General features: G+C 43.9%; 14 protein-coding genes and 1 pseudogene. 7 read left to right on the plus strand and 8 right to left on the minus strand.

Features of this window, described 5'->3' with window-relative positions; genetic code table 11:
• Positions 1-238: 238 nt before the first annotated feature.
• A complete protein-coding gene (locus BM021_RS13280) occupies positions 239-1,420 on the minus strand; it encodes a Tle-like phospholipase domain-containing protein (protein ID WP_090721519.1) in 1,182 nt (393 codons plus the stop codon).
• 167 nt (positions 1,421-1,587) lie between these two features.
• Between BM021_RS13280 and dinB the strand changes: the two genes are divergently transcribed.
• Positions 1,588-2,760 carry a DNA polymerase IV gene (gene dinB, locus BM021_RS13285; protein WP_090721506.1) on the plus strand — a complete coding sequence of 391 codons (1,173 nt, stop codon included), beginning with the start codon at positions 1,588-1,590 and terminating at the stop codon, positions 2,758-2,760.
• Between the two features lie 7 nt (positions 2,761-2,767).
• Here dinB and BM021_RS13290 read toward each other — a convergent pair whose 3' ends face one another.
• Positions 2,768-3,100 carry a YnfA family protein gene (locus tag BM021_RS13290; RefSeq protein ID WP_090721507.1) on the minus strand — a complete coding sequence of 111 codons (333 nt, stop codon included), beginning with the start codon at positions 3,098-3,100 and terminating at the stop codon, positions 2,768-2,770.
• Between the two features lie 78 nt (positions 3,101-3,178).
• Between BM021_RS13290 and BM021_RS16265 the strand changes: the two genes are divergently transcribed.
• The gene (locus BM021_RS16265) at positions 3,179-3,397 is read left to right on the plus strand and encodes a GDCCVxC domain-containing (seleno)protein (protein WP_090721508.1); all 219 of its coding nucleotides are present in this window, start codon (positions 3,179-3,181) and stop codon (positions 3,395-3,397) included.
• 19 nt (positions 3,398-3,416) lie between these two features.
• On the opposite strand, the gene BM021_RS13300 is transcribed toward BM021_RS16265, so the two are convergent.
• From BM021_RS13300 to BM021_RS13310, 3 genes are read right to left on the minus strand one after another with little or no spacing between them, the layout of a single operon-like run.
• Entirely contained in the window at positions 3,417-3,920 is a 504-nt protein-coding gene (locus tag BM021_RS13300; RefSeq protein WP_090721509.1) for a TPM domain-containing protein, read from the minus strand.
• Complete coding sequence (locus BM021_RS13305; protein WP_177186383.1) at positions 3,921-4,817, minus strand: TPM domain-containing protein; 897 nt, start codon at positions 4,815-4,817, stop codon at positions 3,921-3,923. It abuts the gene before it with no gap.
• Between the two features lie 58 nt (positions 4,818-4,875).
• Positions 4,876-5,484 carry a LemA family protein gene (locus tag BM021_RS13310; RefSeq protein ID WP_090721510.1) on the minus strand — a complete coding sequence of 203 codons (609 nt, stop codon included), beginning with the start codon at positions 5,482-5,484 and terminating at the stop codon, positions 4,876-4,878.
• Between the two features lie 282 nt (positions 5,485-5,766).
• On the opposite strand from BM021_RS13310, the gene BM021_RS13315 reads away from it, so the two are divergent.
• Genes BM021_RS13315 through BM021_RS13330 form a run of 4 tightly spaced genes read left to right on the plus strand, consistent with a single transcriptional unit; the run spans position 5,767 to position 12,623 of the window.
• A complete protein-coding gene (locus BM021_RS13315; RefSeq protein ID WP_090721511.1) occupies positions 5,767-8,625 on the plus strand; it encodes a ribonucleoside-diphosphate reductase subunit alpha in 2,859 nt (952 codons plus the stop codon).
• 27 nt (positions 8,626-8,652) lie between these two features.
• Positions 8,653-9,846, plus strand: a complete 1,194-nt coding sequence (locus tag BM021_RS13320; RefSeq protein WP_090721512.1) for a ribonucleotide-diphosphate reductase subunit beta — start codon at positions 8,653-8,655, stop codon at positions 9,844-9,846.
• Between the two features lie 54 nt (positions 9,847-9,900).
• Positions 9,901-11,286, plus strand: coding sequence for a class II fumarate hydratase (gene fumC / locus BM021_RS13325; protein ID WP_090721513.1), 1,386 nt, complete (start codon positions 9,901-9,903; stop codon positions 11,284-11,286).
• Between the two features lie 35 nt (positions 11,287-11,321).
• A complete protein-coding gene (locus BM021_RS13330) occupies positions 11,322-12,623 on the plus strand; it encodes an MFS transporter (protein WP_090721514.1) in 1,302 nt (433 codons plus the stop codon).
• Between the two features lie 119 nt (positions 12,624-12,742).
• On the opposite strand, the gene BM021_RS13335 is transcribed toward BM021_RS13330, so the two are convergent.
• The 3 genes and pseudogenes from BM021_RS13335 to BM021_RS13350 form a co-directional block, all read right to left on the minus strand.
• Positions 12,743-13,336 (minus strand): cysteine hydrolase family protein, encoded by a 594-nt coding sequence (locus BM021_RS13335; RefSeq protein WP_090721515.1) that lies wholly within the window; start codon positions 13,334-13,336, stop codon positions 12,743-12,745.
• Positions 13,337-13,459: 123 nt separating this feature from the next.
• Positions 13,460-13,573 (minus strand): annotated as a pseudogene (locus tag BM021_RS13340) (transposase); the annotation flags it as partial.
• A 239-nt stretch (positions 13,574-13,812) separates the two neighbouring features.
• The gene (locus BM021_RS13350) at positions 13,813-13,998 is read right to left on the minus strand and encodes a transposase (RefSeq protein ID WP_143074353.1); all 186 of its coding nucleotides are present in this window, start codon (positions 13,996-13,998) and stop codon (positions 13,813-13,815) included.
• 326 nt (positions 13,999-14,324) lie between these two features.
• On the opposite strand from BM021_RS13350, the gene BM021_RS13355 reads away from it, so the two are divergent.
• Complete coding sequence (locus BM021_RS13355; protein WP_090721518.1) at positions 14,325-14,951, plus strand: MEDS domain-containing protein; 627 nt, start codon at positions 14,325-14,327, stop codon at positions 14,949-14,951.
• Positions 14,952-15,093 lie beyond the last annotated feature (142 nt).

The raw sequence follows: 15,093 nt of genomic DNA on the forward strand, positions 1-15,093 counted from the left end.
ATTTTTGCGAAAAGCTTACAAAAAGTACTTCATTGCTCACAAAAAAATCTGAACTGAATACGCTTCAGGTAAAGTTATGTTTTTGCAAAGGTCTCGAATAGAAAATTAATTCATCAGATAGTCGGATAAATTGATTGAGTATGAGATAAAGAATAACGGGGCTTTCTTATGTGGATTTTTGGTATGAGATTACTTATCTCAAACAGAGTTACTTCGTAATTTTTGGGCGATTTGAAGACTACCAGCCTGCTTGATAAATACTGATCAGATTTACTGCATTATTAGAAAATCGGGTAATGCTATGCCGGTCAAACCTAAGCTCATCCAGATCCAGCGATTGAGCTGGCATAACCTCTTTCAAGTCAAAGTTAAATTGAATAAGCGGTGTTACGTGATGAGAATCTATATAAAGCTCCCCAGATTCGTCGGCATTAGAAACCGGATCGTGAACATCGGCAATCACATGAATTAATTCTTGAAGCTGTTCGGGCATTAGCGTAATAGTGTAAGTATCAAAGAAATGATCCGGCACTGGCGAAGGATTAAGTGCGTATGTTTCCAACCCCAGAACTGCACCAACTGCCTGTGCTAATCCACCACCTAATGAGTGGCCAGTCACAGTAATTTTAGTACCAGGATGACGACTGACTACATCTTTAGCAAATCTAAAAGCATCTTTAAATTGATCACTCACTATACCAGATCCTATGGCTGCATCGGCTATGGCATCACGCGCAAAATCTTCTGTTTCCTTGAGTGAGCAAGGGAAGTTGCAAGTTTCAGTGCCCCGAAATACCAATGCCAACTCGCTGGTATCGCGGTTTCTATAAACACCTGCATCCATTCCAGAGCTTTTTCCAATGGATTCAATTAATTCCCAAGGACCAACAGTAATGTTATCGAAATCATATATCGCATCTGAAAGTTGTGCATAGGGAATGGATTGTCCCAATAAATCAACAGCACGGCGTTCTTCCGGATTCAGCATTCCATAAGGCTTCCAGGTTATGTTAGGCACATAATCCGGATTGATATATATTTCGACTTTTGCCAATTCAAACAGTGTAACCGTGGGGTCATCAATATTCGGTACCATAGTTAGATTGGCGATATATCGCTCAGTACCAAACCGTTTTGGAACATCAATCTTTGGTAAAGTGAGTAACCCATTCACTGTCGAAAAAGTTGGGCTGTTGATCTCTGAAGTCGTATCAAATTCTGTGTTTAATAACTGAAACCGGTTAGGGCTGTCGATTCCCAGCCATTGTAAGGATGCTTTATATAACTGAAGTGTACCTGCTTGGTCAGTTACAACTATTTTTTGCAAACAAACCAGGCCATTCGATTCAAGAAAAGTAGCGGGCGCAGTTAAACTTAAACAATCATCCGGTAGCGCACGTGCCAGGGGTGCAATAAACATTAGCAGTGCAGCACTTATGAAGCCAGTATAAAACTGATATCTATTTTTCATGAGATGATGAGATGATTAGTCTTACAGATTATTTAATTAAGGTAGCAAATGATAACCTGTTTTTCTTCAATTAATAATTGGTATCTTAATGAGGATAAGGCGGGTACTAATCAATAATGAACGCTTTACAACGTCGCATTGCTCATTTGGATATGGATGCCTTTTACGCCTCGGTTGAGCTGTTACGCTATCCCGAATTACGCGGTTTGCCTGTTGTGATTGGGGGACGGTCCGAACACAAACCCACGATTCAGGCAGATGGAAGCAGACATTTTTATAAATTGCGTGAATATGTCGGTCGCGGTGTCATCACAACGGCTACTTATGAAGCACGCGCAGCAGGTGTTTTCTCTGCAATGGGCGTCATGAAAGCAGCGCAGCTTGCACCCGATGCAATTCTTTTGCCAGCAGATTTTGATATTTATCGCCATTATTCGCGCTTATTTAAAACAGCAGTTGCCAGCATTGCCTCTCACATTGAGGACTCTGGCATTGATGAAATCTATATCGATTTGACTGATTTGCCAGAGAATACTTTAACGCTTGCAAAACGCCTCAAACAAGCCGTAAGAGATGCCACTGGACTTTCCTGTTCTATCGGGATTACACCCAACAAATTGCTATCAAAAATCTGTTCAGATCTGGAGAAACCGGATGGGCTTACTATTCTTGAAATGTCGGATATTCCCGATCGAATATGGCCGCTGTCAGTGCGTAAAATCAATGGTATTGGTCCTAAAGCGGCTGAAAAGCTTACATCATTGGGTTTTACAACGATTGGGGAGCTGGCGCAAGCTGATCTGAAGTTTCTCCAAATTCACTTTGGACGCGGCTATTCGACGTGGTTATACGAAGTTTCGCGTGGAATTGATCAGCGCCCCGTGATTACACATGCTGAGCCGAAATCCATTAGCCGGGAAACTACTTTTGAGCAAGATCTCCATCCTCGCCAAGATCGTTCCGCTTTATCGGAAGCATTCACGGCCTTATGTGTACAAGTAGCAAAGGATTTAAAACGCAAAGGCTATGTTGGACGTACCATTGGCATCAAATTGCGATTTGAGAATTTTCATACCGTCACACGAGATCTGACTTTAACTACCTATACTGCAGATCCTGAGTTAATACGTCGCGCAGCCGGGGAATGTTTGCGGCGGATACCATTAAAGAAAAAACTTCGATTGCTGGGCGTAAAAATCAGCACCCTTTCTTCGGTCCACTGTAGTGCCGAAATCTCCCCTCAAAGAGAATTACCATTTATGCTAAGTAGCGATAGGCTCATGTTTTGATTTCAATTCAAGTGTTTCTTGGCGAAAACATAATAATCGACATACCCGTTAGCGCTACCAGCGACCCGACTATATCCCAAACCGTAGGTTTTATGCCTTCAACTCCCCATAGCCATAAAATAGCTACAAAGATATAAACACCACCATAGGCCGCGTAGATACGTCCTGCTGCAGTTGGATGCAATGACAAAAGCCAGGCGAAAGCTGCAAGGCTCAATCCGGCCGGGATGAGCAGCCACGCACTTTTTCCTTGTGTTAACCAAAGGTAGGGAAGGTAGCAGCCGACAATTTCAGCGATAGCCGTTATTAGAAACAATAATATGGTTTTGATTTCAAACATGGCGATTAAGCTTGTTTTTCTGAAATAAATATTAAAATAGACAGACTGAAAGTTAAATGCAAATAAAGGGAAAGAATTATGAAAAATATTATCTTAGAATCAATGGTTACCTGTCCCTATTGCGGCCATGACGAAATAGAAATCATGCCGACTGATGCTTGTCAATATTTCTATGATTGTAAAAGCTGTGGCGCCTTGATTAAACCTAAAACAGGGGATTGCTGTGTATTTTGTTCCTACGGCTCCGCCAAATGTCCACCGGTTCAGCAACAGAAGCTTGATTGTTGCTCAACATAATTTATTCAGCATTGCTGACTCAATAAAGTATGACTGGTTTATCGGCGAGCTCATTTTTTTTATTGGTTAGATCGCGTGGAAAATGCTTTTGTAAGTGATGGCTAATTCTGTTGATTCCCTCAATGATGCCTGCTTCAAATTGCTGTTGCCGGAATGCCGATTCCATTGCATAGCAAATAATTTCCCATTCATTTTTCATCATCTTGGCATTAATTCCGCGATCTGCAATGATTTCCACATCGCGATCGGCGAGTAATAAATAAATCAATACGCCATTGTTGTACTCGGTATCCCATATGCGCAATTGGGAAAATACTTCTACTGCACGTTCGCGAGCAGTCTGATTTCTGAGAAGAGGGGTGGTATTCAGTGCGGCCTCGACCGCAAAGCAGATTTCACCACCATGGCTCATTTCTGATTGTTTAATGGCATGCTCAATCGTGGCCAGGGAAGCAGCAGGGAATACTCGCCGTACTGCAAGTTGCCCAGTTAACAGATGATGCAGGATACGAACAAAATTCATTTACCACCTCCCCGATGCGCCACCGCCGCCAAAACCGCCTCCGCCACCTCCAAATCCCCCTCCGGAACTACCTCTTCCAATGCCGCCACTCCAATAACCATCATTTGGCCAGCTACTGCGTCCATTTCTATAAATCCCGCCTGCGGCACTCTGAAACAGACCCATAAAGAACGCAATAACTGCAATCGCTAGTGCAGCAACCACAGAGGAAAATAATAACCAACCGACAAATCCTGCACCGATACTTATCACACTGGCTCCTGCAAAACGCCCAAGTAATGATTGTAACAATCTCCCAAATACCATAAAGCCAATAAAGATGAAAAGGATATTGTCAAGAATACCGTTGAGGTTAGTGGAATGAGTAGCGCCGCGTTTGGCTTGTGGAGGAAGCGGCTCTCCTTCAATTAAGCCTAAAATCGCATCAATACCTGCATCAATGCCATCTGTAAAGTTGCCTGCTTTAAATTGAGGGACGATAATTTCGGCAATGATTCGTTTCGCCATGGCATCAGGCAGCACACCCTCCAAACCATACCCTACCTCTATGCGCAATGTTCTGTCTTTTTTCGCAATCAGGAGCAACACACCGTCATCGATATTTTCACGTCCTAATTTCCAAGTTTCAACGACACGGATTGAATACTGCTCAATTGTTTCGGGCTGCGTAGTGGGAACAATCAGTACAGCAAATTGGCTACCTTTTGTTTTTTCGAATGCAGCTAACTTGTGTTCCAGATGGCTGACTTCCTGGGTAGAAAGTGTTGCCGTTAGGTCAGTCACATGAGATTTGAGTGGTGGAATTGCCACTTCTGCCCAGGAACATACAGCACTCAGCAATAGAATGGTTAGCACGAGGGATTTTACCCACGCCTGAATTTCTCTAGGTAATATCATGTTATTTCAGGCCTTAAAGGAAAGCGCAGCACATAACGCCAAAGCATAAAAAATATTTCTATTTCCCAGGCGATTCCTGAAGATTAAAATCAACCTTCGGTGCGGTGGAAATTTCTTGTTCATTTTCCACGGTAAAGCTAGGCTTTGTTTGGAAACCAAATGCCATCGCTGTGAGATTAGTGGGGAAAGAGCGTACTACGATATTATATTCTTGTACTGCTTTGATATAGCGATTGCGAGCCACGGTAATGCGGTTTTCGGTACCTTCCAATTGTGCCTGCAAGTCACGAAAATTAGCATCTGACTTAAGCTCAGGATAATTTTCCGCCACAACTAACAGGCGCGAAAGCGCACTCGATAATTCACCTTGCGCACTTTGGAATTTGGAAAATGCCTCCGGGTCATTAATGAGTTCTGGTGTTGCCTGAATACCACCAACTCTGGAGCGGGCATTGGTTACACCTAACAGTACTTCTTTTTCCTGAGCAGCAAATCCTTTTACCACATTGACCAAATTGGGAACCAAGTCGGCACGGCGTTTATACTGGTTCAATACTTCCGCCCAACTGGCTTTAATCTGCTCATCCGTTGATTGCAAGGTATTATAACCACAGCCGCTTAATACAAGAGTGCTGGAAAGTATCATGATCCATAGCCATTTACGCATCAATTTCTCCCATGAAAAAATCAGTTACTTAACAAACAAGATGGAGATTAAAACGATAATAACAATAACATCTAAACGGTCGATTAGTAAGTCCAAAACTTCGCATGATTAAACAGAAATTAATTTTTTGTTTACCATCCATTAACATTGTGTAATACTTGTGGCACTATCAGTACGATAATAGTGTCAAATTGATACTATATGTTGTGGTTGAACCGGAAAACAATATTTCATTGAATCAATAGAAATTTATCATGAACAATCAGCTAGAGGAGGTCATCCATGCAACTGACTACAGAACATACTAACCTCAAACCTGTTTCCGGAAGTCAAAGTTTTTTCGACACCGGATCACAAAATTCCCGTTTCCCTCAACATAAAGTCATCCGCCGCAATGGCGCGGTGGTCGCGTTTGAGCCGGGCAAAATATCCGTCGCGATGACCAAAGCCTTTATTGCGGTTGATGGTGGCCAAGGCGCGGCGTCTGTCAGAGTGCGTGAGGTGGTGGCACGCTTAACCAATGATGTGGTGAATGCATTGCTCCGCCGCCAGCCTGATAGTGGTACCTTTCATATTGAAGATATCCAGGATCAAGTCGAGCTCGCATTAATGCGTTCTGGTGAGCATGATGTGGCGCGTGCCTATGTGCTTTATCGTGAAGATCGTGCGCGAGAAAGAGCCAAACTCAAGCAGAAATCCGCGGAAACAGCGGCAGAAACGCTATATGTTGACGATAACGGACAACGTATACCATTAGATGTGGCTAAATTATCTACGTTGATTGAATCTTCGTGCCATGGATTGGATGCAGTTGATACCTCGATGATTTTAAAAGCCACTTTAAAAGATTTATATGATGGCGTATCAATGGATGAAGTCAGAAAATCCGCCATTCTGTCAGCACGTGTTTTGATTGAAAAAGATCCTGCCTATAGCTATGTAACTGCCCGGTTATTGCTGAACAACATGCGCTATGAAGTGCTGGGCGAAGAAGTTACTCAGCAAGCAATGGAAACGCAATATAAAGATTATTTTCCAGTTTTTATCAAACGTGGCATTGAAGCTGATCTGCTGGATCAACGCCTGGCCCAGTTCGATTTGATACGTTTGGCTGAAGCATTGGATGCCGAGCGCGATCTGAAATTTGATTATTTGGGTTTGCAGACCTTGTATGACCGATATTTCCTGCATATCAAGGAAAAACGCATTGAATTGCCACAGGCATTTTTTATGCGTGTGGCGATGGGCCTGGCGCTCAATGAAATTGACCGGGAAGCGCGCGCCATTGAATTTTATCAGGTGTTATCGGGCTTTGATTTCATGAGCTCGACGCCGACCTTATTCAACTCCGGTACTTCCCGCTCCCAATTGTCATCGTGTTACCTCACCACGGTACCAGATGACTTGGATGGTATTTATGAAGCCATTAAGGAAAACGCACTGCTGGCGAAATATGCGGGTGGCCTGGGCAACGACTGGACAGCGGTGCGCGCCATGGGTGCCCGCATCAAAGGTACGAATGGCAAATCGCAAGGTATTGTGCCTTTCCTCAAAGTGGTATCGGATACGGCTGTGGCTGTTAACCAAGGCGGCAAACGCAAAGGTGCAGTATGCGCTTACCTGGAGTGCTGGCATCTGGATATCGAGGAATTCCTGGAATTACGCAAAAATACCGGCGACGACCGGCGCCGCACACACGATATGAATACTGCTACCTGGATCCCTGATTTGTTTATGAAACGGGTGATGGATGGCAGCGACTGGACACTGTTTTCGCCGTCGGATGTGCCGGATTTGCACGAAAAATTTGGCCAGCAATTCGAACAAGCTTATCTGGCTTACGAAGCCAAAGTTGAACGTGGCGAGCTGGAGCTATACAAGAAAATCCCGGCGGTACAATTATGGCGCAAAATGCTGAGCATGTTGTTTGAAACTGGCCATCCGTGGATCACCTTTAAGGATCCATGCAATATCCGCTCACCGCAAAATCATGTGGGCATCGTGCATAGTTCCAATTTGTGCACAGAAATTACCTTGAATACCAGCGATAAGGAAATCGCGGTGTGCAATCTGGGGTCGGTCAATCTGGTAGCACATCTGAAAGACGGCACATTGGATATGGAAAAGCTGAAGCGCACCATCAGTATCGCTATGCGCATGCTGGATAATGTGATTGACATTAATTTCTACGCAGTGGCAAAAGCGCGGCACGCCAACCTCAAACATCGACCGGTCGGATTGGGCATCATGGGATTTCAGGATTGCCTGCACCAACTGGGCATTCCTTATAGCTCCAACGAGGCGGTTGAATTTGCCGATCGCTCAATGGAAGCGGTTGCTTATCAGGCATACTGGGCATCGACTGAACTAGCGGAAGAGCGCGGTTGCTATAGTACTTACAAGGGTAGTTTGTGGGATCGCGGGATTTTGCCGCATGATACGATGGAAATACTGCTTAAAGAACGCGGTGGTTTTGTGGAAGCGGATCTATCTACGACGCTGGATTGGGATGCGCTGCGCCAACGCATTAAAAAACATGGCATACGTAACTCAAATTGTCTAGCCATTGCGCCTACCGCGACGATATCCAATATCATCGGTGTCTCAGCCAGTATTGAACCGACTTACCAGAATCTGTATGTCAAATCCAATCTGTCGGGTGAATTTACAATTGCTAATAAGTCCCTGGTCAAGGATCTGAAAAAACTCAATCTGTGGGACGAAGTCATGATTGCCGATCTGAAGTATTTTGATGGCGCCATCAGCAAGATAGACCGCATTCCGGAACATATCCGTAGCCTGTATGCCACAGCATTTGAGATGGATCCCCGCTGGCTGATCGAAGCTGGCTCGCGGCGGCAAAAATGGATTGATCAATCGCAGTCGCTGAATATTTACATGGCAGGTGTTTCCGGCAAGAGGTTGGATGAAACCTACAAGTTAGCTTGGATAAGAGGTCTGAAAACCACTTACTATTTGCGCTCGATGGGAGCGACAGGGGCTGAAAAATCGACCGTGCGCGCAGGCTCACTCAATGCAGTTCCTTCCGACGGTGGCATGGTTAAAGCTACGGTGGAAGCATCTGCCGTCGAGATCAAATACTGCGCAATCGATGATGAAAGTTGTGAATCTTGCCAATAATTTATTTGGAATAAAAAGGAGTGAACCATGCTGACATTTGAAGACGAACCGATGAGAACTGAAATGCCGTCACTCGCTGATCCAGTGCATGGAATAAGCCCGCAGGATTTTGATTTACAGTCACGAACTTCACTGGATAAACACGCCACTTCGGTAAGCGTAGATACACGAACTGCAGAGCAGCCTGTGGCAGGAAGCGCTGATCGGCGCATATCAGTCGAAGATAAGCAAATTATTAATTGCAGCGCGGATGTTAATCAATTGGTGCCATTCAAATACAAGTGGGCCTGGGATAAGTATCTCGCTGCTTGCGCCAACCATTGGATGCCGCAGGAAATCAGCATGAGTCGGGATATTGCTTTATGGAAAGACTCCAATGGCTTGACTGAGGATGAACGCCGTCTGGTTAAACGCAATCTGGGATTTTTCGTGACGGCTGATTCATTGGCGGCCAATAATATTGTGCTGGGCACGTATCGGCATATCACCAATCCCGAGTGCCGCCAATATTTGCTGCGCCAGGCATTTGAGGAAGCCATTCATACCCATGCGTATCAATATATTGTGGAATCATTGGGTCTGAATGAAGGTGAAATCTTCAATGCATATCATGAAGTGCCTTCGATTCGCGACAAGGATGAGTTTCTGATTCCATTCATTGATACCCTGACGAGCCCGCATTTCAAGACAGGCACGCAAGAAACCGACCAGCAGCTACTTAAAAGTCTGATTGTGTTTGCCTGCATTATGGAAGGATTATTTTTCTATGTGGGTTTCACGCAGATTCTTGCGCTTGGTAGACAGAACAAGATGACCGGAGCAGCCGAGCAATATCAGTACATTCTGCGCGATGAGTCGATGCACTGTAACTTCGGTATTGATGTAATCAACCAGATCAAAATGGAAAATCCACATTTATGGACCAAGTTATTCCGTGAAGAAATCGGTGAATTGATACAAAAAGCTGTGGCACTGGAATACCGTTATGCCGAAGATACCATGCCGCGCGGCGTATTAGGTATGAATGCACCCATGTTCAAGGAATATTTACGCTATATTGCCAACCGCCGTTGCCAGCAAATTGGTCTAGACACGTTTTACCCGAATGCCACTAATCCATTCCCGTGGATGTCGGAGATGATTGATCTCAAAAAAGAAAAGAATTTCTTTGAGACTCGGGTAACGGAATATCAAACTGGTGGCACGCTTAATTGGGATTAGATATGATTGAGTCACTATGAGTAAGTAAGCTGATTCAGGAGGTTGGTCAGACAAATGAAATACCGGGAAGAGCGCGATACGATGGGTGTGGTGCAAGTGCCTGCCACTGTACTGTGGGGTGCACAAACACAGCGCTCATTGCAGAACTTCAAGATTTCCAGCGAGCACATGCCGGTTGCCTTGATAACGGCGCTGGCGAAGGTCAAACGCGCAGCTGCAACGGTCAATCACGATCTTGGATCGCTGAATGCCGCCAGTGCAGCCGCCATTATTCGCGCGGCTGATGAAGTGATTGCCGGCGATCACAACGATCAATTTCCGCTGGTCGTCTGGCAAACTGGCTCAGGCACGCAAACCAATATGAATATGAATGAAGTATTGGCTAACCGGGCATCTGAGATTCTGGGCGGTGGACGTGGATCGGACCGAAAAGTACATCCCAATGATGATGTTAACAAAAGCCAGTCTTCCAATGATGTTTTCCCCACCGCAATGCACGTGGCAGCAGTACAGGAATTGCACCATCATTTGAATCCGGCCATCCGTTTATTGCGCGAAACCTTGGCAGCCAAAGCAAAAACATTCTCCGGCATTGTCAAAATTGGTCGCACCCATTTGCAAGATGCTACACCATTGACGCTGGAACAGGAATTTTCCGGTTATGTCGCCCAACTGGATCATGGATTGAACCATGTGCAAGCATCGATGGCGCACTTGTATGAATTGGCGTTGGGTGGCACAGCAGTAGGTACTGGACTCAATGCGCCTCCTGAATTCGCCGAGCGGGTGGCTGTCGAGCTATCCCGTTTAACTGCATTCTCATTTATCACTGCGCCGAACAAATTTGAAGCGCTGGCGAGTAATGACGCGCTGGTGTATGCGCATGGCGCGCTAAAAACGCTGGCGGCATCCTTGATGAAAATCGCCAACGATATTCGCTGGCTTGCATCCGGACCGCGCTGCGGTATTGGTGAGCTCAAAATTCCTGAAAATGAGCCTGGTAGTTCCATCATGCCGGGTAAAGTCAATCCGACGCAATCGGAAGCCATGACGATGGTGTGTTGCCAGGTCATGGGTAATGATGTAGCCATCAATATGGGCGGTGCGATGGGTAATTTTGAATTGAATGTCATGAAGCCAATGATTATTCATAATTTTCTTCAAAGTGTTCGGTTACTGGCAGATGCAATCACCAGCTTCAATAACAACTGTGCGGTTGGCATAGAAGCCGATACCGAACGCATTGACATGCTGATGCATAACTCACTGATGCTGGTCACTGCGCTCAATCCACATATCGGTTATGACAAAGCAGCCGAAATCGCTAAAAAAGCGCATCGCGAAGGTATCACCTTGAAAGCGGCAGCGATTGCAACCGGTTATGTCACTGAGGAACAGTTTGAATCCTGGGTTGTTCCGGAGAAAATGGTAGGGAAGTAGGGCAGTTTAATTTCCTTACCTTACTGCATATATTTATGTCATCTACTAACAATCATTCTGATCCAGCAACGCGACGCGAGCGTTTTGCATGGTGCATGTATGATTTCGCCAATTCAGGTTACACTACTGTTATTCTGACAGCGATTTTTAATGCGTACTTTGTTGGTGTAGTCGCTGCCGAGAGCGGTAATGGTCATGCTACGCTACTTTGGACGCTGACAATCGCCACCGCCAATGCTCTGGTTTTGCTGAGCGCACCGGTATTAGGTGCTATTGCTGATTATTCCGGCGCAAAAAAACGCTTTCTGATTATTACGACATTGGGTTGCGTGCTATTTACCGCATTATTGAGCTTGGTGGGTCCCGGTGATATTACCTTAGCGATTATTTTGGTAATACTTGCGACCTTTATGTTTGCCAGTGGTGAGAATCTGATCGCGGCATTTTTACCTGAAATCAGTCGGCCCGAGACGATGGGGCGGCTTTCTGGTTATGGCTGGGCATTAGGTTATTTGGGAGGGCTGCTTTCATTGATTTTATGTCTGGCTTATGTGACTTATGCTGAAAATCAAAAACTGGATGCTTCTCATTATGTACCCGTTTCCACATTGATTGTAGCTACCTTATTTGGCCTAGCTGCTTTACCCACATTGCTCTGGTTGCGTGAACGAAGCAGTGGGGTTGGATCAATCAAAAAGGCGCACTTTATACAGGCGGGTTTTGAACGGTTAAAAATCACGTTGCACCACGCCAACATGCACACCGATTTATTCCGCTTTCTAATCGCACTCACTACCTATTATTCAGGTATTCACATTGTTATTGTACTGGCGGCAGTGTATGCGCAAGAAGTAATGGGATTCAAAACTCAAGATACCATCATTCTAATGATGGTGGTGAATATAACTGCCGCGATTGGTGCTTTCCTGTTTGGTCATCTGCAGGATCAAATCGGTTCAAGACGCTGTATTGCCGTTACTTTACTGATCTGGTCTGCAGCGATTATCTGCGCATATTTTGCTACCGATGGGGTTTTATTCTGGATTGCCGCCAATTTAATCGGTATCGCGCTCGGCGGTGCCCAATCAGCGGGGAGAGCTTTGGTAGGGCAATTTACGCCATCCGGGCGTCAGGGAGAGTTCTTCGGATTATGGGGATTGGCTACAAAATTATCAGCAATAATTGGCCCACTCACCTATGGTGGAATGATTTATTTATTCGAAGGGGACCACCGTATAGCGCTACTTAGTACATTAGCATTTTTTATTCTCGGTCTTATGCTTCTTGCTACAGTTAATGAAGAAAGAGGCCGTGAAATGGCTAAAATTTCCTATTAATAACATTTTCCAAGCCAACGCCTCCAAGCCATTGACGATGTTTGCATTGTCGATAATAAAGATACTGGTGGAATAGAGATTGTGGTAAAGCTGTTAGTGGTGCACTACTTGTTCTTATACTATTTTTCCCAATGCAATAATATCTTTTCAGTATCATGCACTTCCAATTGAATACTAAAACGACTTTTATAAATATTCATGATGGAATCATGACTATCATCTTGAGAACTGCATACAGCATCAGTAGCTAGGATGACACGATACCCAAAATCTATTGCACCGAGAACTGTCGCCAAAACACAAATATCGGTTTCCCCGCCTGATATAACGAGCGTATTTACTCCTCGTTTTTGAAGATATTGATGCAAGAAAGTTTCTACCCAAGGTCCATAAACATGTTTATCTACCACGACTGCAGGCGGAACAAATTTAGATAAGTCAGGAATCAGATCAATTAAAGAAGGATTAATCTTCTCTAGAGTCATGCATTCCCATCGTTCATAATATTTTTTCCACATACCCATAGCTTTGTCATTTTGCAGTACAGGTATGAATCTTGTAAATATTGTTTTTTCAGGATCAAATTCAGTTAAAGCAATTATTTGAGGCAGAATTTTATATGCCCAAGGGGTACTCCATTCTGTCGGTTCTGCAAGTATTTTTTGCATATCAACACATATATGCGCACTTTTATCTTTATCAATTTTCTTCATAATGTTAAATTGCCTCCGGCAAAGCCGGAGGCTTATTATTGATTGGAGTACCTCGAAGGAGCTGTTTGTGAACCGCTAAAGGGGCATCTACATTCCCAGTTTCAATTGATCATAATGTTCATTTTACTTTTCCTGATCCCGAATATACGCTCTGACCATCTCCTCGTCCAATCCAAGTGTTGATACAAAATATCCGCGGGCCCAAAAACTTTCTCCCGCGAAATTTCTTCCTCTACCCAATTAGCGCGCAATGCTATCGCACTTTTACCCTTGGAGGCCTTTGCAAAATCACGCAAATTTTCATTCCAATGTAATTCAGGTTTTATTTTTTAGTGATCGGGTATTTTTTAGCTATTTTTCCACAAACCAACCTGAAAAAATCTCTCAACCGGCCATTTTTGATCGAGAAGGCGCAATATCCCTATGTTTGCGTAACCATTCGGCGATCGGCGAAGATTCTGGGTAGCCTTTTTAAGTTATACGCCATGGCCAGCAGCATATGCCAGGCATGTGCCTTGGCCAAGCCGCGGTAACGCAGTATTTTGGCATTGAACCATTTCCAGCGATAAGCCCAGAAACCGCATCACGTGCAGATTCGAATTCGCCATGTCTTCCACCGACTCATCGCTTAAACCACCGTTCCAGATTCCTGCCAGCAGCATCTTGAACAGCAGCAACGATGGTGAGATATTGCCGCGCGCTATGCTAAAACTTCAGTATCCTTTCTTGTGCCGCCATTCAAATCCGGTGTATCACTCAGTAGGTTAATATCTTGTGACCACACTACCTAACGCAGTGATAATAAATCCTTATCGTATATATAAGTAAATTTAATAAAATCTAATGATTTCCATTAGATAAAAACAAGCATTATTCTGATATATTTAAATTTTAGTAAAAATGAAATTTTGATGTTAAGGCATTGTTTAAGTAAATTTAAGCAGCTATGACTAAGGAAATATAATACTTAATAAGCAAGAGGTCTGTTATGAACCCGACAAGGCAGTTGACAAATTTATCAGGCAACCATACTGTACAAATCTGGCCCAATGAAACTTCTCAGGTTGATTTAGTTACACGCTACATTAAAGACGGCTTGCTCAATGGAGAAGCAGTCATTGTGATAGCTAAATCAGCATTGAGAAAAGCTTTAAAAGTAAAAATGGATACGTTTAGTTTTAATGGCCAAAATCTTCAAGATCTTCAAGATCAAGATCAAATAAGGTTCTTCGATGCTGAATTTCTACTATTGAACCTAATGTCTGATGAGGGCCTTGAAGAAAAAGCATTTCAGGAATTTGTAGCATCTCCGATGTATAAAGCTCAATTAAATTATAGAAAAGTACGAGTTTTTAGCGAAATGGTTGATATTCTCTGGAAACAAAACCAGTACGATATGGCTCTACAACTCGAAGGTTTTTGGAATGAGTTATCCAATACACAAGAATTTTCCTTCCTTCGTACTTATTCTTTGGATAAACAAGATCCTAATACCCATGAGGATATTTTAGAGCGTATTTGTAAGGACCTTTCTCATCTGATTCCTATGGAAGATCATGACTTGATAGAGCATGGAATGAACGAGGAAACATTGAATGTTTTTGGAGTGGCTTAGAATCATGCCATCAATAAACTCCCAGACTTTGCGGAAAGTCACTTAATATGTACTAGCTCAGATCAGATCGTACAGTTACCGAATTGATTGGGTATCTGTCAGACTAGATTTGGTAGTTTTTGCTCTTCCAAATTTCTTTCCC

The organism is Nitrosomonas sp. Nm166 (assembly GCF_900112825.1).
Taxonomy (GTDB): domain Bacteria; phylum Pseudomonadota; class Gammaproteobacteria; order Burkholderiales; family Nitrosomonadaceae; genus Nitrosomonas.

Coding starts and splice junctions, on each gene's coding strand:
- BM021_RS13280 (WP_090721519.1), bottom strand. CDS start 1,420: ATGTTTATTGCACCCCTGGCACGTGCGCTACCGGATGATTGTTTAAGT.
- dinB (WP_090721506.1), top strand. CDS start 1,588: ATGAACGCTTTACAACGTCGCATTGCTCATTTGGATATGGATGCCTTT.
- BM021_RS13290 (WP_090721507.1), bottom strand. CDS start 3,100: ATGTTTGAAATCAAAACCATATTATTGTTTCTAATAACGGCTATCGCT.
- BM021_RS16265 (WP_090721508.1), top strand. CDS start 3,179: ATGAAAAATATTATCTTAGAATCAATGGTTACCTGTCCCTATTGCGGC.
- BM021_RS13300 (WP_090721509.1), bottom strand. CDS start 3,920: ATGAATTTTGTTCGTATCCTGCATCATCTGTTAACTGGGCAACTTGCA.
- BM021_RS13305 (WP_177186383.1), bottom strand. CDS start 4,817: ATGATATTACCTAGAGAAATTCAGGCGTGGGTAAAATCCCTCGTGCTA.
- BM021_RS13310 (WP_090721510.1), bottom strand. CDS start 5,484: ATGCGTAAATGGCTATGGATCATGATACTTTCCAGCACTCTTGTATTA.
- BM021_RS13315 (WP_090721511.1), top strand. CDS start 5,767: ATGCAACTGACTACAGAACATACTAACCTCAAACCTGTTTCCGGAAGT.
- BM021_RS13320 (WP_090721512.1), top strand. CDS start 8,653: ATGCTGACATTTGAAGACGAACCGATGAGAACTGAAATGCCGTCACTC.
- fumC (WP_090721513.1), top strand. CDS start 9,901: ATGAAATACCGGGAAGAGCGCGATACGATGGGTGTGGTGCAAGTGCCT.
- BM021_RS13330 (WP_090721514.1), top strand. CDS start 11,322: ATGTCATCTACTAACAATCATTCTGATCCAGCAACGCGACGCGAGCGT.
- BM021_RS13335 (WP_090721515.1), bottom strand. CDS start 13,336: ATGAAGAAAATTGATAAAGATAAAAGTGCGCATATATGTGTTGATATG.
- BM021_RS13350 (WP_143074353.1), bottom strand. CDS start 13,998: ATGCTGCTGGCAGGAATCTGGAACGGTGGTTTAAGCGATGAGTCGGTG.
- BM021_RS13355 (WP_090721518.1), top strand. CDS start 14,325: ATGAACCCGACAAGGCAGTTGACAAATTTATCAGGCAACCATACTGTA.